Origin of the sequence: [Clostridium] innocuum (genome assembly GCA_012317185.1) — a bacterium.
GTDB lineage: Bacteria > Bacillota_I > Bacilli_A > Erysipelotrichales > Erysipelotrichaceae > Clostridium_AQ > Clostridium_AQ innocuum.
On sequence record CP048838.1, the window covers coordinates 370,378 to 387,085 of the forward strand.

The following is a 16,708-nucleotide window of genomic DNA, read 5'->3' on the forward strand; positions in this document are numbered from 1 at the left end:
AAATTCAAATGATGTTTGAATAGAGGCAGCAGCTATATTGATGTGTTTTACACTATAAATCCAGGAATGTAAAGCTTATAGCAGTACAAATTCTGATATAATAAAAAAATGACGGGCAAACATATGATTGAATTGAAGGGAGAGCAGGCAATGTGGTATATGATAGATTATGAGAATGTGCATGAAGAAGGTCTATATGGTATAGAAATGCTCAAGAAGGATGATAGAATATTCGTGTTTTATAATATGGGGGATAAAGAAAATGTTGAAAACGGTAAATTAAGGGAAGCAGCTGAAAAAGGCATTTCCATTCAATCTGTCGTCCTGTATAAAAGGGGAAAGAATGCGCTGGATTTTTATATCGCTTCAAAAATAGGAGAGCTATGCGGACAGGGGATGCAACAGGATATCGCAGTTATAAGCGGGGATAAAGGCTTTCAGGCACTGTGTGAATACTGGATGTATGTAGCGGATATCAGAAAAAGGATAATTCTGAGGGATACCATCTATCACGCTCTCTTTGATTTTGAATACGATCAGATCGGTAATTCCTGTTCAGATTTCAAAGCTATCTATCTTCACTGTATAAAACAGTATGGTAGAAAAATGGGCTGTGAGCTTTACTGGCATTTAAAAAAATATATGGAAATACGCAGAAATTATGTAAATGTTACAAGCATGCAAGACCAACGGAAATATTATGTTGTCTTAAGAGGATATAAGCCTGGTATATACGATACCGTCAATGACTATGAACGTAATATAATAGGGTACTCCAATGCTTTTGGCAGGGTGTTTTCTTCCTATGCACAGGCGGAGGATTTTTTTCTCGATTACTTGGCAGACAGCTGTTTCGCAGCTTCCACAGCATCCATAAATGAGCTTTGGAATGATTTTTGTTATCGTGTGAATCAAAGTCTGCAGTATGAGAACAAAACCATCATGAATGGAAGTCTTGCGGGGTATGTATGTGGAGGGTTTCATGCGGATACCCGCAGGTTTTATGCATTTTGGATAATTGCTTCAAAGGATGGCATCGTGATGAAAATGAAAAATATAATACATGAAAATGAAAAGATGAAGAAGATAGGTGCTGTCGGAGGAGAAATTCTTGCAAGTAAGGCGGTATTAACATATGCTTTAAAATATGAATATCAGGAAATTAAAATGTATTGCAGTCATATAAAAGTGGCAGATTGGATAGAACGGGGTGTGCATACGGATAAGCTGCCGTATAGTCTGCACGCAGTCATAGGAAAAGCCAAAGATAGGCTGAAAGTTACCGCAGTGCATTTTCAATAGTGAAATTGGAATTTATGAAATGTTATGCGGATGCTGATCGTTTTACACATGAAGGAGAAAACTTATGGATGAAAGGGAACAGCTGTGCGGGGATCTGGATGAGCTGCTGGAGGTTTATGGCGATATGGTGTATCGGGTTGCCCAGCAGAATATGGGGAATATCGCAGATGCGCAGGATGTTGCACAGGACGTCTTTCTGCGTATTCTGAAGAAGAAGCCGCAGTTTACATCAACAACCCATGAAAAGGCATGGATACTACGGGTTACTGTTAACATTTGCAAGGATTACTGGAAATACCAGCGGCTTCGCAAAACGGTGGAGCTGCAGGAAAATCTGGCCAAAGTGAAAGAGAATACAGATTTCGGTTTGCTGTATGAGGTCATGCAGCTGCCTGTAAAGTATCGCAATGTTATTTATTTGTTTTATTATGAGGAGCTGAGCGTCGCTATGATTGCGGATATACTGCAAAGGAAAGAGGCGACGATTCTGACATGGCTGCATCGGGCAAGAAAGCAGCTGAAAAACAGACTGGAAGAGGGTGACAAGCAATGAGAAAATATCGTGAGGAGCTGAATCAGATACATATGAGTGAGGAGCTGAAGCAAAGGATACGTAATGCAGCAGCAAAGCAGGAACATCCACAGCGCCGTCAGAAACAGCAGCTGCGCTTCATCTATGGCTGTACAGCCCTGTGTGTCGTTATTGTTATCTGCTTCAATGTATATGATAGGAATGCACTATCACAGCAGCCGGAAAACGCCGCGCAGATTGCGAACAGCATAGAAAAAAATAAAGCAGCGGATGAAGCTGTACCGGGTACGGTGCAGGAACAGGCAAAGGAAAGTAAAACCGGATCAGCACAGGATCGTGTGATACCAAAGGAAACCTATGAGCCGCAGACAAAGACGTATATGATAGGAGGGATGGGGGTTACGGATAAGGCTTTCATACAAAAGAAAAAAATAAAAGAAATGCCGTATGAGAAGGATCGCCTGGATATACAAAGCACCCTACCTGTTTTCAGAAAACAGTATGGTAATGGAGCGAATTTGGACTCTATCCCGGAAAAAGAAATGCAGAAGCAGAAAAAGAAAGCGGAAGAGCTGTTTCAGATAATTAAGAAAAAAACATCGAAAATACTTAACATCACAGATATTATGGCAGATGGAGACGGGGAATTGCGCCTTGTTTTGCATACAGATAAGAAGGAAGGTACAAGAGCACAACAGCAAAAGATTGCAGAAGAGCTGATAAAGACATATCCTGAGCTGTTCTCCTTTCAAAGAGGAGATATTCAAACGAGCTGTAATATCAGTATGGGAAATGGAACAATGATTTGCGAAACGGAAATCTTTCAGGCAGAGGATGATGATAAAAAGAGCCTGCTGTATCAGGTAAAAGAGGGTGCCACACTAACAAATGCGGGAGATGGTGTATATTATCTGAGTTTTCCATATGATAAAAATTTGGAGCAGCTGCAGGATTTTACTATCATGAGCAGGAAAGAGGCAGAACAGGTAATGCGTCAGGGAGGGTTTTACAGCACGCTGGAGCCTTCTGAATTTTCTATTGGTGAACTTGAATTTTTACATGTGGAGCTGTCCTATGGCGGAAGAAAGGAAGGATATGTCTCTTATCTGCCATATGTTATACCGGTGTATCGCTTTTATACATGGGATGCAGGAACATCAAAGACGGTTTTATTGGAAGTACCGGCCCTATATCCACAGGATTTACGTACGTTAGAGGACAATCACTGGTATTTTAAGGATTGATAATATAAAAAGCAGACTGGTTTGGAATACACAGAGATAAGGAACAGGACTGCATGAAAAGGGATACGAAAACAAAGCATGGGGAAGGAAGCTGAAGGAAAGAATAGCGTGAAAGAAACTCTGATAAAATAAACAATTTAAAATAATTTACATGTGATATTTGTATCCGAATAAGAAAGCGGAGAAATGGAGTCATATATGAAATAAATTGGAATACTGTGTGCCGGTGATACAGAGCTGGCGGCATTTTTACCATATGTAAAGGAGACTGAAGTAATCGAGAAAGCGATGCTCGTCTTTCATTGCGGAAACATTGATCGTGTGGAAGTGGTCCTTTTATACAGCGGTGTCTGTAAGGTGAATGCGGCAATTGCGGCACAGCTGCTGATTGACTGCTTTGCAGTGGACTGTATCATTAACGCAGGTACTGCAGGGGGCATACAGGAACAAGTGCAGCTTTTTGATACCGTAATTTCCGAGAGAATCGCCTATCATGATGTGGCGGATGATATTCTGACAGAGTTTCATCCCTGGATGGACAGTGTATATTTTTATGCAGATGAAAACCTACTGCAGTCTGCGAAAGCCTACAGCAATACAACAAAGCAGGTGATTTTATTTGAAACAATGGTAAGCGGTGAGCAGCGTGTGACTAGGAAAACAGAGAACAGATTTTGACTGGTTTTACCCCGTTATGCACCGATATGGAAACAGCAGCTGTTGCCCATGTCTGTTATGTGAACAAGCTTCCCTTTCTGGCCATACGCACGATAACCGATACGGCGGGGCATAAAGGAATCGGGGAATTTGAGAAAAACTGTGCTGCGGCCTCCGCGATATCGGCAGAAATCGTTTGCGCTCTGCTTCCCAGCTTTTGCGGGCAATTACATAATTAGAATGGACGGATATCCGTCTTTTTCTTTTCAGGCGGTATGCACATGATTGGCAGAAAAGTATTTCTTATGTGCTTTACAGTCTCTTTTCTTATGGAATCCGAAGATCCCTTCCTGTTTACATATACCTTGCCATTTGTAAGCATATGCAAAATATAGGCAGTAATCCCCCTGTTCTGGATGGATTGCGGAAGAAATATGAGAAGAAAACGACCAATTATGGAAAAATATGTTGAAAAATTCTCAAAAGGTTGTAAAATTAAGTTAGGAATCCCCTTACATTTTTAAGAAATAGGAATAATTCGGCAGATAAACATCATATACTGGTTATGAAGGTGAATCTGTATCCATATAGACATACATAGTTCATTTTATCTTCAAATGTAAAATACGACAGGGAAAGGAGGAGAGAACTATGGCTATTTATGATATTTTATGTGAAGTAAAAGACGTAAGAGAAGCAGATACCGGTATCTGTGAATTCAATGGTTTCCTAGAAGATTATCTTTCCATCATAGAAACAGCAGAAGGAAAAGAGGACGACTACACTATCCTTTCGCAGCTCTTTGAAAAGGATCATAATCTGAAAATTTGTGCAAATCTGAGGCTGAACATCAACAAGGATGCGATCGCCAATCAGATTATACGCTACAAGGATTCATTTAAACTGCCGAAGGGAACAATCAAATGTCCGTATGTTGTATATGGAAGCTTTGATGAACACCAGAAGGCGATTATTCTTACATTGGGAGATAAAGAGGAATATGTGATGGCAAAGGCGCTGTATTATGTCATGAGCGAACCGGAGAATGAATATGAAGGAACGCGGAATGAGATTATCGCCTTAAGTGTAAACAAGGAAAGTGTTGATACCCTGCTGGATACGGTGGAAAGCTTTTTCGAGAGAAACCGCAAGGCTGGTATTGTACAAAGAGAGCTTGATGCAAAGCTGTTCCTGAACTATGATGAAATGTATGAACTTGCTCAGAAGATCGCGAGCTACCAGCTGGTAAATCTGAGAGACATTCTTGCGAAATGCGATGATAAGGAAGAATGTATTAACAACATCATCGCAAACTGGTTCCTGCTGAAAAAATTCTCCTATGTGCAGTACATGATGGATAAGAACAATCTGAACAGGGTGCATGAAGGAAATGTCAAGAAGCAGCGTCAGGTGGCAAAGGAGAAATGTGATGCCATTGGCTTTGTATCCTACAGCGAGCTTTGGAAGCTGGTAAAAGAGCTAAGATAAGAAACCGAGAGGTTTCTTTCTTTTGCATGTCGAATATAAACAGGCGTATAATAGATATGATTGTGAGGTGACGTTATGAAATATTGTTATGAATGCGGAGAGAAGCTGCATATGAAGGAGCTGGAGCATGAGGGGATGGTTCCCTTTTGTGAAGCTTGTCGCGCATATCGATTTCCTATTTTCAGTACAGCGATTTCCATGGTGACACTGAATCCGAAGCGGGATAAAATTCTGATGATACAGCAGTATGGAAAGCCCAATAATATACTGGTCGCAGGCTACGTCAATAAGGAAGAGTGTGCAGAGGATGCCATGATCAGGGAGATGCAGGAGGAGATTGGAAGAAAGGTGCTGGAATACCGTTTTCTGCGCAGTGAGTATTTCCCGAAAACCAACACATTGATTTTCAATTTTGCTGTGGTTATTGACAGTGAATGCCTGGAGAATGTAAGTACATGGGAAGTGGACCGTGCTGCCTGGTTTACCTTTGATGAGGCAAAGGCTTCGGTAAAGCCGGCTTCTCTGGCACAGCGCTTTCTTTTGAATTTCCTGTCGGTTTATGAACGGGATGCAGAGCATTTCTTTATCAGACATTGTTAATCGTATAAGAGAAGGATGATGATTCTTCTTTTTTTATACTGCTTTATCCCGTACAGCATTTCAGGAGATACGATAAAAAAGCAGAAATCAATGATGACTCCTGCTATTTTGGCTGTTATTGCTTTGGAATAATCTGCATGCGCCTGCACATGTAGGACCGTCAAAGCTGAAAATCTTCTCATTCATCTCCGTATGTTCCTCGGACTTCTTATACTGGGAACCTATCGGCATAGAAAGGATAAAAGTACAGGTGACCACTGCTTCCATAGCTTCCTGTAAAAATACTGTCATGTTCTTCAAATAGCATTGAGCGAATTTTACACTCCTGTTTCATGCGGGAATCAAGCTTGAAATCCGAGTTTGCAGAGAGTTATTAAATTCTTTGCTCATGCAGGATAGAAATCTCTGTGTCCATTTCTTCTTCAATATAACCGTATACCCTTTGGGTCACAGCATCAATCCTTCCAACAATCATCACAAGATATCAGACGGCGACAGCATTAGACTTCCACATCAACGATGCGTTCCTCTATAAATTCCGGCAGAAAGCGCCCGTTTGTAATCTCTGCCATATCCGCATCCAGAGGCTCTTTGCACATCCAGAGATAGGTAACCTGTTCTCCGTAATCCTTATCTAAAACAGTAACCTCATTTTGCCGGAAATAGTGATCCAGCTTTCCAATCAGCTCATAGCTGAAGGTCATGGAATACACCAGGCGTTTTTGCTTCTGTGTAATGACGGCTTGATCCAGTGCATTGGATACACTTTTTGAGTAGGCACGAATCAGTCCTCCGGCTCCCAGCTTAATACCGCCAAAATAGCGGACGGTTACCGCAACGGTATCCTGCATCTGACGGTTTGCCAGACATTCCAGCATGGGGACACCGGCTGTCCCCTGTGGCTCCCCATCGTCATTGCTTCGCTGCAGCTCATTCTGTTCTCCGATGATAAAGGCATAGCAGTGATGCCTTGCGTTTGGATGAAGCTTTTTGATCTGCTGTATAAACTCCTTGGCATCCGCTTCGGAAAAGCTTTTATGCAGATAACAGAGAAATCTGCTTTTTTTGATTTCCAGCTCTGCCATGGTATCTTCTTTTAATCTGTACATACGATCACCTATGCTTATTATAACGGATAAAGGAGCGAAAGAAAAGCCGGTTTGAAGAAACAAACGTTTCCAGTCATTCCGGCTTTAATTCTATAAACTTTACCTCTCCCGGATCAAATTCCAGTGGTATATTCTGGAAGCTGTCCATCATGATATCATGAGTAAACGGGTCTTTTGTAGAAAAAATCTGTTGCAGGGAGGCCGGGGTAAACGGCAGCTCGCAGATCATGTTTTCCGTATGTATGTGCAACAGTACACTGTCATGCACGTTGGTATTGCATACAACCAGCAGTGCTTTCTGTGCACTTATGTAGGTGAACCCGATACCGTAATCTCTTGGAGAGTCAAACCATACGGGAATACAGGCATTCGGATCCGTAACAGCTTCTTCATAGGCTTTCCGGATAGCGCTTGTCTTCTCAAGCAAGGCAGGAAGCACAGGAAGATTCGGATTGCGGTAATCAAACCAGTATTCATCCAGATATGCCTGTCTGCGATGCCGGGGATCTTCCTTAGGCAATGCGTTCAGATATTTGGAATCGCCGTATTCACTCAGCTGCATCGGCTGCACCTCAAAGGACTCCACACCATTCATCATGAACGGAATTCCATTTGGCAGAAACTGATTCATCACCGTCAGCATAATCGCAGCGGTATTACCCTCCACACTGACGATACGGCGGGAATCAAAGGACTCACAGGCCGCAAACATCAAACAGGCATTTCCCTTTAGTCGATAGCTGAAGCTGTGAAATTTAAAATTCCATACATCACTTTCCTCATAGGCCCCGCTGCCGGATATGGCATCATAGCCTTTATTCAGCCATAACGTACTGTTGTCACTCACCGTATCCTCGGCTATCATGACAAAGGATTTCCTCTGCTTTCTTGCTGCTTTGGCCATAGCCCTTTGCAGCTTTTCCGGAAGCAGATACGGCTTTTCCAGAAAGATGCCGTCTATACCAAGCTCCTGCTGATACCAGCTGATATTTTCACACAGGTAATCCCACAACGCTGTCATCGGCTTTCTCGCCGGATGGAGGTCATAGCGGATGATATCCTGCATCAGGTATGGCTTGGCCTGTGCTCTTATATCCTTGGGAACCTGCGTGTGAATGTCCTCATACATGCGCCATATGGTCGTATCCAGCTCGGCAGGGATAGCGGCATTGATCTGATCCACCATGGATGGAGCAATTGTTGTATGCAGGGCTCTTTCGATTTCTCTTAAGCTTTCAAACTTATGCAAACCAGCGGGAGCCTCCTGAAACAGGGCGATATGCTGCTGGACATCCGCACTTCGGTAAAAATCCTTCAGGGCATAGGTGAAGGGAAGGGTATTCTGGGGCAGTGCATTGCAGCGAGGCGGGTGATAAGCGTTTTGCTGATCGCTGTCATACCAGAAAAACCACTCCGGATGTTCCTTATAATAGCTGTTCTCTCTTGCCAGCTTGCCGGGACAGTATTCCAGAATTACACGGAATCCCAGCAGATGACAGGCCTCCAGAAAGGCGGCGCATTGTTCTTTGGCATCCAGCTTTCTGACTAGCTTGTCCTGCAGCAGCGCATCGATGCTTCGAAAGTCTGTGACGGCCTCCTTGACCGGATAATCATGTGCATTCTGCGTTTTGCAAAGCGGAAAAATCTGATGCAGCAGCAGAGTGTTGACACCCATGCGCTTCAGCAGCGGAAGCAGCAGGATGCTTTTCAGAAAGGTTCCGTTATCGTTGAGATGGTAAAGATTGTCACTCACCAGGCGGTCGTCGCGATCATGGTCCCAGGCGGTTGCTGTGCGAACCATGAGAGAATACACACTGGCATGCTTTAGCCAGTCTCTTTTATCAGAGGGTTTCTCTTTCGTAAGCTGCGGCTGTTTCCAGTTTCCATCCGCATCCTTCAGGATATTGCGCAGAGTGAAAAGATAAAACTCATACGGATGTACAAGCAGCTCTCTGCTGCGGATGCTCTTTGCTGGACGGTATCCATACAGATTCCAGGACTGCGGAATTGCATAATTGTAAATTTTCTTTGCATGGCTTTTGCACTGCTTTTCCAGCTCCTCATATAAGCGTTTTAAATAATTCATGTGAAAACCCCCTTATACGTATAGTATTCTATACGTGGCGAAAAATGTCAATCGTTAATTGAGAAAAGAAAGCGATTTCGACACTTTTTTCAGTGTATTATTTTTATACTTGCATCACGAGGAGGATGCATATGAAGAAGCTTTTATTGTGCATACCGGTGCTGCTGATGCAGGGCTGCAGTGGCGCTGCTTCACAGCCTGCGGATATCCATATGAAGGAGGACCGCTATGAAATCGAACCGGGGGCACGCCTGAATATCTATCTGCCGGATGAGGGCTTATCCGATGCTCTGGAAGCACTCTGGAATAAGACCTACCCCGAATATCGTAATGCACTGCATTTTTCACAGGAGGATAAATCCCTGCAGGCTCATGATCTGGTGTGGGTCAAGGATACGGATGCATTGAATGAAACAGCTCCCGCTTATCCACTTACCGGAATTAAGCAGCATCTGGAATATCCCTGGCCCGCCCAGCTTGAGCGAACAGCTATAAAGGACAGCTTCTTTCCTGTGAGCGGAAAAGGACTGGTCTTTGTTTATAATACATATACCGCGAAGCAGCGGGGACTGACAGCGGGTGATTTTGATGATTTCAAAAGCCTTGCAGGAAAAAAGGATGTATATTATCAGAATCGCACGCTTGCTTATACCATACCGTTTTTCTTTGACCGTGAGGATGAGGAGGACGCGGCAGTATCTATGAAAACCGTTGTACAATCGTCGTTATTTAAAGAACGGCTGCACCGATACCGCAGCTTCCATACGGCTTTGGATCTGCATGATGATACACTAGATGATGAAGCCTTTTATGAGGACGGACGTTATGTGAGTGGCCTCATTATGAACGATACAAGCTTTGACAGCTCAACGGCATATGCAGATATGCATCTCCAGTTTACGGCGATGCTGTCCTATGACGATACATCCCTTCGTCCCATGCTGGATGTATACGGCTTTACGGCCAATCAGAAGACACGCTATCCCAATGCTGTCTTTGCCTTTTTACAGCTGGTACGCTCACAGGAGGGCATAAACACCTTGCTGGAGAATAATCTGCGTCCGCTGGTACAGCGAGAGGATGTGGAAAAGCTTGGAATCTATGATGCCTATGTGAAGCAGATTTTGTGTGCAATGAACGATTCGCAGCTGCGAAATACTTCTTATATAAAGGAAAAATCGTCGATTACATTGCTGGATCTGTATGAGAACAGTAATCTGCTTTCCCTGCTTCAAAACAGCCTGTATACAAAAGAAAATGACTCTCACGTACAGAAAGCCATTCATCAGGATATTACACACTGGATACTGACACAGTAATCAGTGTGTTTTTTTGTTTGCTTTGCGGATATACAGAAGCAGAATCAGCGGCAAAACGGCAGGAATCAGACTGTAGAAACCGGCTGTGGTATCGTGCAGAAAGAAATAGACACAGCATACCAAAGAAAACAAAATCCCCCAGATACAGCTGATTTGAAGGGTGGCATAGGTATCCTTTGTATGAACAAACAGGAAGGATTTTTTATAGTGCTCGCGATACTCCGCACTGCTTGTATATTTATGATAATGCGATATGGTATACCCCACAGCCACGATGACTAAAACCATGACGGAATTAAGGTGGTAATATACACTGATGATATATAGCGGCAGATACCATAACAGCTCCAGCCAGGATAATGAACGTTTCATAACATACCTCCGGATTACCCGATTATTATAACACAGTTCCAGCAGGGTATCTATGCTCAGACAGCATCTTGCAGATACACTGATGGGAGTCATTCCACTGAGGCCTATCATTGCGCAAAGCGTATTATCGGATGTACTGTTTTCACAAGAAATTTATTTATGATAATGCTTAATAGAGTTTTGTGATGCATGTTTTCAAATAGAATCAGCGTTGTTGTATCTAAGCTGTGCTGCCTATACGAAGGGATATTGACCGGATGCCACGAACAGCTGAAAAAAAACGGGTCATGCTTCGATCCGCTTTTCTCATTTAGATTCTACAAACTGCGCAATGCGTCAACCAGCTCGGTTTTCTCTGTGGCTTTTGCATCCTTTTCCTTGATGACGCGAGCCGGGCATCCTGCGACCACACTGTTGGCAGGAACATCCTCAATGACCACAGCACCTGCCGCAACCACGGCATTTTTTCCAATATGCACTCCCTCGATCACCACGGCATTTGCACCGATCAATACATCATCCTCCACAATGACAGGAGTTGCGCTTGCCGGTTCGATAACCCCCGCAAGAACGGCCCCTGCACCGATGTGACAATGCTTTCCAACAGTCGCTCTGCCGCCCAGCACAGCACCCATATCAATCATGGTACCTTCACCGATGATGGCACCGATATTGATAATAGCGCCCATCATGATAACGGCATTGTCACCGATTTCCACCTGATCTCGGATGACTGCCCCAGGCTCGATCCGTGCATTGATATATTTTTTATCCAGCAGCGGTACAGCGGAATTGCGGCAGTCGTTTTCCACGACCATATCCTCGATGCTTTCCGCATTCTCCTTCAGGATTGGCTCAATGATCTTCCAGTCACCGAATATGACCTTGCTGTCGGTCCCGAATACCTTACAGTCCGGAAAAGCAACCGGCTTTTTTTCCTTCAGATACACCTTTACCGGTGTCTTTTTTTCTGCGTTTTGTATAAATGCGATAATTTCCTTTGCGTCCATGACTTCCTCCTTATGCGAACAGAATATCCTTCATGGTATACATACCCGGCTTCTGTGTAACGGCAAAGCGTGCAGCGCGCAATGCCCCGTTCACAAAAATTTTACGGCTGTTGGCAGTGTGCTTGATTTCGAAGATTTCATCATCTCCGAAAAAGTAAACATCATGCTCCCCTGCAACTGTGCCGCCGCGCACGGCGTGTATACCGATTTCCTTCTGTCGTTTCCCTACAAAACCGTTCCTTCCGTGTACCTCCCGGTATGTATGCTCCCTGTTCATGGCAGCTACCAGCATTTTGGCGGTACCGCTTGGCGCGTCCTGCTTCTGGTTATGGTGCTTTTCCACAACCTCCATATCAAAGCTTTCCTCCAGCATCGGTGTAATCATTTGCAGAACCTCCTGAAAAACTGCGATTCCAAGAGAGAAATTTGCCTGAAATACAACCGGTGCCACACTGCTCAGCTCTTCCACCTGGCGCTTCTGAATATCATTATGCCCGGTGGTGCCGCAGATATAGGCACATGCATGCTCCAGTACAAACGGCTTGATCCAGGTCAGATTGTCCGGATGAGAAAAGTCAATGATGATATCCACATGCTCCTGCAGGGTGGATACATCCGGATGATTGGTACCGTCGGCAATCATAACGACCTTCATATCGTCGCTCTGCTCAATGGTTTCCACAATCATTTTTCCCATTTTCCCATAGCCTGCAACAAGTACATTTAACATAGACCGGCCTCTTTCATTTCATGTAACAGTGCCTTGCGGTGTGTTTCCTCCATTTCACATAACGGAAGACGGTATCCGCCGACAGCCTTGCCCATCATGTTCAGGGCTTCCTTGACAGGAATCGGATTGACCTCGATAAACAGGGCGTGAATCAGATCAAGATAGTGTAACTGTGTCGCTAACGCCGCCTCTGTATCCCCGTTCAGGTAATTGTGCACCATTTCATGTACTTCCTTCGGCATGATATTTGCCCATACGGAAATGACGCCGCTGCCGCCAAGCGATAACAGGGGAATGACCATATCATCATTTCCACTAAACATAACGAAATCATCACTCAGATACCGTGCAATGCCTGCGGCATACGCGATGTTTCCGCTTGCTTCCTTGATACCGCAGATGTTCGGGTGTTTGCTTAACACTTTGACTGCTTCCTCGCTGATACTGCATCCGGTTCTGCCCGGCACATTATAGAGAATGATCGGTTTGTCCACAGCATCCGCCACGGCAGTAAAATGGGCAATCATCCCCTGTGCATTTGCCTTGTTGTAGTAGGGAGAAATCACAAGCAGTGCATCGGCTCCCATAGCGGCATATTTCTTGCTCTTATCAACGGCAGTTTCCGTACAGTTGGAGCCGCTGCCGACAATTACAGGGATTCTTCCTTTGATTGTCTGCAGGGTGCATTCCACGACCGCATCATCCTCTTCGTGCGTCATGGTGCTGGATTCACCGGTTGTACCCAGAACCAGAATACCATCCGTTCCGTTTTCCACATGCCATTCCAGAATTTCCTTCAGCTTATCAAAATTCACACTTCCATCCTCATGAAACGGAGTTACCAGAGCGACAATACTTCCTTTAACATTAAACATATGCAACTTCTCCTTTCAGGATCCTTTCGGCAGGACCAAACATGTGGACGTGCTGCTGATCATCGATATCAATATGCAGCTCTCCACGCTTTACTATAATTTTCAGATTTGCGGCACAGCCCTTTTTCTCGTGGGCGATGCGTGCTGCGGCACAGGCACCGGTTCCACATGCCAGCGTCATACCGACACCCCGCTCGTACGTTACCATCTGCAGGGTATGCGCATCCACGATTTGCACAAAGTTGACATTTGTCTGTTCTCTGTACAGGGGATGGTGACAGATTGCATGCCCGATGTCGTTATAATCAAAGGCAAAGGCATCGGATACAAACACAACGGTATGTACCGTTGACATGAAGAAGCTGTAAACCGGTATGCTTTTATCACCAATACACAGCTCATATCCCATGACCGGCTCCTTCAGCGTATCCACCTGAATGCTTTTGGGATCATCATCCCAGGTCCCCATATCGATACGTACCTGAAACGGCTTCAGAGATACCCGTGTCACATGCTTGCTGCCTGCCAGTGTTTCCACATCGTATTCCTCAGCGGTTTCAATGCCTTCATCATAACAGTATTTCGCAAAGCAGCGGATACCGTTTCCACACATCGGTGCACGAGAGCTGTCCGCATTGTAGAACACCATTTCCAGCGGCTTCTGCTTCACCAGAATACAGCCGTCTGCACCGATTCCCGTGTGGCGGTCACAGACGCGCAGGACGAAATCCTCAATGCTTCGATCCTTTAACAGCTCCCAGTCGGTAATGATAAAATCATTTCCGCAGCCATGATATTTGGTTATCGGTATCATAGGTCAAAGGCCTTTCCGAGCACCTCAACCGCCTTCAGCTTATCCTTTTCCTCAATCGTCAGGGAAATGGAAATCTCACTGGAGGTGATTTGATAATAGCGGATATTGTGATCGCTCAGTGTTGTCAGAACCTTCGCGGCTATACCACTGTGTGTGGAAATCCCCACTCCGACAATGGACAGCTTCACAAAGCCAAGCAGACGGGAGATCGGATAGCGGGAATGCAGCTTATCAATATTTTTCAGAATCACATCCGATTGCTGTTTATTACAGTAAAAGGCAAAATTAACCTTACCGTCATGAGTCAGCTGCTGGGATATGGTGTCCAGATTGATATCCAGCTGTGATATCATCGCAAACAGCGAGTTCAGAAACTTTCCGTCATTGGGCAGGTCGTTTACCCTCATAATTGCATAATCCTCTTTGATGCTGATCCCTGTGATCGGCATGTCTTCCAGATGCTTCGTTTTTTCCATAATATACGTTCCTTTGTCTAAATTCTCTTCCAGTGCTCTTCCCAGATACAGACGCACTCCGTACTTGCTGGCAAGCTCGACGCTTCTTGTTTCCAGTACCCCTGCACCAAGACATGCCATCTGCATCATTTCATTATATGTGATTTTGTGCAAACGTTTCGCATGCGGATACATTCTGGGGTCAATGGTATACACGCCGTTGACATCGGTGAAAATATGACACTCCCAGCCCAGCTTGGCCGCCAGTGCCACCGCAGTCGTATCACTGCCGCCGCGCCCCAGCGTCGTGATGTCCCCGACCTCATTCGCTCCCTGAAAGCCCGCAACTACGACAACCTTATCATCATTCAGATGCTGCTTCAAACGGGTGATGTCAATATCCATGATACGGGCATGGGAATGATGATCGCTGGTTATGAACCCACATTGGTATCCGGTTAGAGAAACTGCCGGAACACCCAGCGCATCAATGGCCATCGCAAGCAGGGTGATTGTTCTCTGTTCACCGGTGGAAAGCAGGGAATCCAGCTCGCGCTCATTAACATGCTCACCGATTTCCTTCGCCATGGCTATCAGCTTGTTGGTCGTCTTTCCCATGGCGCTTGCCACGATGACCACCTGATTCCCCTGTGCCTTCAGCTTTGCCGCATGTGCTGCGATTGCCTTGATCTGCGCAATCGTGCCGACGCTTGTTCCTCCATACTTCTCTACAACATTCATACCTTGATTTCCTCATCACATTCCAGCTTGCACATATCCTCATATGTTTCACGTTTTACCACAAAGCGAACCTTACCATCCTTTACGAATACGACCGCGGGCCTTCCCAGACGATTGTAATTGCTTGCCATACTGTAGCCATAGGCACCTGTCGTATACAATATTAACAGATCGTTTGTCTGTGCGTGCGGCAGCTGTACGTTTTCCACCAGAATATCTCCGGATTCACAGCATTTTCCTGCAACGGTAACTGTTTCGCTTTTTTCCTCATCCATGCGGTTTGCGATATCGCAGGCATAGGCTGCCTGATACAGTGCCGGACGGATGTTGTCCGACATACCGCCATCCACAAAAATATACTTTTTATTTTCCGTCTGTTTCTGATAGCCGATGCGATACAGGGTGGAGCCTGCCTCCGCAACGATGCTTCGCCCCGGTTCAATCATCAGCTTTTCTAACGGCAGCTGATAGCGGTCACGCTCCCATTTGCAGGTATCCAGAATTGTCTGACATACCTCCTGCAGGGGAATCGGATGATCCTCACTCGTATAGTAAGCCGCAAAGCCGCCTCCCAGATTTAATGCTTTCGTGGTGATACCGTATGCCTTTTGCATATCGTTCACAAATTTCATCAGTGTCTGAATTTCCGCCACATAGGCATCCTTATCAAAAATCTGGGATCCGATATGCGAGTGGAATCCCTCAAAGGTGACATTGGGAATACTCGTCAGCGTCTGAATCATATTGCGGATATCCTCCATACGGCTGATGGAGATACCAAACTTGCTGTCCAGGTGTGCGGTTACAATATATTTATGGGTATGTGCCTCAACGCCCGGATTTACACGAATCAGTGTACGAACGGTTGTACCAACCCGCTGTGCCGCTTTTACCAGCAGCTCGCATTCCATCGCGTTATCGACAACAACGCAGCCGATCCCTGCTTCCAGTGCCATAATCAGCTCATCCCATGTTTTGTTGTTGCCGTGAAAGTAGATTTTTTCCATCGGAAAGCCGGCCTGCATGGCAGTATACAGCTCACCGCCGCTGACGACATCCAGACACAGGCCGTGAGCTGCCGCCATCTGAACGATCGCCTTGCAGGAGAACGCCTTGGACGCATACAGAACCTCGGTTTCAAAATCCTCGCTCTGAAACAGCTCGTGAAACTGGCTCATTTTCTGTGTGATTTTGTTCTCATCATACACATATAACGGAGTACCGCAGGCATTGGCCAGCTGTTCAACGGAAACTCCGGATATTTCTAACACTTTTTTACTCATTTCCATCACCTCATTAAAAAATGCCAGCAGGGGAAGTGTACCCTTACTGACATCGCTGAAAACCTTATGACAATAATGATAGCACATCTAC

The 16,708-nt window shown here is 45.1% G+C and carries 15 protein-coding genes and 1 pseudogene; 7 read left to right on the top strand and 9 right to left on the bottom strand.

Going from position 1 to position 16,708, the window contains the following annotated elements:
* Nucleotides 1–123: 123 nt before the first annotated feature.
* From G4D54_01895 to G4D54_01920, 6 genes and pseudogenes are all read left to right on the top strand, one after another.
* On the top strand, nt 124–1,302 hold the full coding sequence (locus G4D54_01895; GenBank protein ID QJA01255.1) for a hypothetical protein: 1,179 nt from the start codon (nt 124–126) through the stop codon (nt 1,300–1,302).
* Nucleotides 1,303–1,366: 64 nt separating this feature from the next.
* The gene (locus G4D54_01900) at nt 1,367–1,855 is read left to right on the top strand and encodes a sigma-70 family RNA polymerase sigma factor (GenBank protein ID QJA01256.1); all 489 of its coding nucleotides are present in this window, start codon (nt 1,367–1,369) and stop codon (nt 1,853–1,855) included.
* A complete protein-coding gene (locus G4D54_01905; protein ID QJA01257.1) occupies nt 1,852–3,078 on the top strand; it encodes a hypothetical protein in 1,227 nt (408 codons plus the stop codon). The genes G4D54_01900 and G4D54_01905 overlap by 4 nt, the downstream gene beginning before the upstream one ends.
* Before the next feature lie 288 nt (nt 3,079–3,366).
* Nucleotides 3,367–3,974, top strand: a pseudogene (gene mtnN, locus G4D54_01910) (5'-methylthioadenosine/S-adenosylhomocysteine nucleosidase).
* A 412-nt stretch (nt 3,975–4,386) separates the two neighbouring features.
* Nucleotides 4,387–5,223, top strand: coding sequence for a hypothetical protein (locus G4D54_01915; protein QJA01258.1), 837 nt, complete (start codon nt 4,387–4,389; stop codon nt 5,221–5,223).
* Nucleotides 5,224–5,298: 75 nt separating this feature from the next.
* Nucleotides 5,299–5,823, top strand: a complete 525-nt coding sequence (locus G4D54_01920; protein QJA01259.1) for an NUDIX domain-containing protein — start codon at nt 5,299–5,301, stop codon at nt 5,821–5,823.
* A 500-nt stretch (nt 5,824–6,323) separates the two neighbouring features.
* Here the strand turns inward: G4D54_01920 and G4D54_01925 are convergent, their stop codons facing one another.
* Both G4D54_01925 and G4D54_01930 read right to left on the bottom strand, forming a co-directional pair.
* Nucleotides 6,324–6,932 carry a YigZ family protein gene (locus G4D54_01925; protein QJA01260.1) on the bottom strand — a complete coding sequence of 203 codons (609 nt, stop codon included), beginning with the start codon at nt 6,930–6,932 and terminating at the stop codon, nt 6,324–6,326.
* A 73-nt stretch (nt 6,933–7,005) separates the two neighbouring features.
* Complete coding sequence (locus G4D54_01930; protein ID QJA01261.1) at nt 7,006–9,018, bottom strand: maltodextrin glycosyltransferase; 2,013 nt, start codon at nt 9,016–9,018, stop codon at nt 7,006–7,008.
* A 131-nt stretch (nt 9,019–9,149) separates the two neighbouring features.
* Between G4D54_01930 and G4D54_01935 the strand changes: the two genes are divergently transcribed.
* Complete coding sequence (locus tag G4D54_01935) at nt 9,150–10,337, top strand: hypothetical protein (protein ID QJA01262.1); 1,188 nt, start codon at nt 9,150–9,152, stop codon at nt 10,335–10,337.
* On the opposite strand, the gene G4D54_01940 is transcribed toward G4D54_01935, so the two are convergent.
* The 7 genes from G4D54_01940 to lysA all read right to left on the bottom strand — a co-directional run bounded on the left by G4D54_01940 (nt 10,338) and on the right by lysA (nt 16,704).
* Nucleotides 10,338–10,709: a hypothetical protein gene (locus tag G4D54_01940; GenBank protein ID QJA01263.1), complete on the bottom strand. Its 372-nt coding sequence runs from the start codon at nt 10,707–10,709 to the stop codon at nt 10,338–10,340.
* 317 nt (nt 10,710–11,026) lie between these two features.
* Nucleotides 11,027–11,719, bottom strand: a complete 693-nt coding sequence (dapD, locus tag G4D54_01945) for a 2,3,4,5-tetrahydropyridine-2,6-dicarboxylate N-acetyltransferase (GenBank protein ID QJA01264.1) — start codon at nt 11,717–11,719, stop codon at nt 11,027–11,029.
* Between the two features lie 10 nt (nt 11,720–11,729).
* Nucleotides 11,730–12,449: a 4-hydroxy-tetrahydrodipicolinate reductase gene (gene dapB, locus G4D54_01950; protein QJA01265.1), complete on the bottom strand. Its 720-nt coding sequence runs from the start codon at nt 12,447–12,449 to the stop codon at nt 11,730–11,732.
* Entirely contained in the window at nt 12,443–13,324 is an 882-nt protein-coding gene (locus G4D54_01955) for a 4-hydroxy-tetrahydrodipicolinate synthase (protein ID QJA01266.1), read from the bottom strand. Before G4D54_01955 ends, dapB begins: the two co-directional genes overlap by 7 nt.
* Nucleotides 13,317–14,138 (bottom strand): diaminopimelate epimerase, encoded by an 822-nt coding sequence (locus G4D54_01960; protein QJA01267.1) that lies wholly within the window; start codon nt 14,136–14,138, stop codon nt 13,317–13,319. The genes G4D54_01955 and G4D54_01960 overlap by 8 nt, the downstream gene beginning before the upstream one ends.
* Nucleotides 14,135–15,334, bottom strand: coding sequence for an aspartate kinase (locus tag G4D54_01965; protein QJA01268.1), 1,200 nt, complete (start codon nt 15,332–15,334; stop codon nt 14,135–14,137). Before G4D54_01965 ends, G4D54_01960 begins: the two co-directional genes overlap by 4 nt.
* A complete protein-coding gene (lysA, locus tag G4D54_01970; protein QJA01269.1) occupies nt 15,331–16,704 on the bottom strand; it encodes a diaminopimelate decarboxylase in 1,374 nt (457 codons plus the stop codon). Before lysA ends, G4D54_01965 begins: the two co-directional genes overlap by 4 nt.
* Nucleotides 16,705–16,708: the final 4 nt, after the last annotated feature.

Coding starts and splice junctions, on each gene's coding strand:
- G4D54_01905 (QJA01257.1), top strand. CDS start 1,852: ATGAGAAAATATCGTGAGGAGCTGAATCAGATACATATGAGTGAGGAG.
- G4D54_01955 (QJA01266.1), bottom strand. CDS start 13,324: ATGTTTAATGTTAAAGGAAGTATTGTCGCTCTGGTAACTCCGTTTCAT.
- G4D54_01925 (QJA01260.1), bottom strand. CDS start 6,932: ATGTACAGATTAAAAGAAGATACCATGGCAGAGCTGGAAATCAAAAAA.
- dapD (QJA01264.1), bottom strand. CDS start 11,719: ATGGACGCAAAGGAAATTATCGCATTTATACAAAACGCAGAAAAAAAG.
- G4D54_01935 (QJA01262.1), top strand. CDS start 9,150: ATGAAGAAGCTTTTATTGTGCATACCGGTGCTGCTGATGCAGGGCTGC.
- G4D54_01930 (QJA01261.1), bottom strand. CDS start 9,018: ATGAATTATTTAAAACGCTTATATGAGGAGCTGGAAAAGCAGTGCAAA.
- G4D54_01900 (QJA01256.1), top strand. CDS start 1,367: ATGGATGAAAGGGAACAGCTGTGCGGGGATCTGGATGAGCTGCTGGAG.
- G4D54_01920 (QJA01259.1), top strand. CDS start 5,299: ATGAAATATTGTTATGAATGCGGAGAGAAGCTGCATATGAAGGAGCTG.
- G4D54_01940 (QJA01263.1), bottom strand. CDS start 10,709: ATGAAACGTTCATTATCCTGGCTGGAGCTGTTATGGTATCTGCCGCTA.
- G4D54_01915 (QJA01258.1), top strand. CDS start 4,387: ATGGCTATTTATGATATTTTATGTGAAGTAAAAGACGTAAGAGAAGCA.
- lysA (QJA01269.1), bottom strand. CDS start 16,704: ATGTGCTATCATTATTGTCATAAGGTTTTCAGCGATGTCAGTAAGGGT.
- dapB (QJA01265.1), bottom strand. CDS start 12,449: ATGTTAAATGTACTTGTTGCAGGCTATGGGAAAATGGGAAAAATGATT.
- G4D54_01960 (QJA01267.1), bottom strand. CDS start 14,138: ATGATACCGATAACCAAATATCATGGCTGCGGAAATGATTTTATCATT.
- G4D54_01965 (QJA01268.1), bottom strand. CDS start 15,334: ATGAATGTTGTAGAGAAGTATGGAGGAACAAGCGTCGGCACGATTGCG.
- G4D54_01895 (QJA01255.1), top strand. CDS start 124: ATGATTGAATTGAAGGGAGAGCAGGCAATGTGGTATATGATAGATTAT.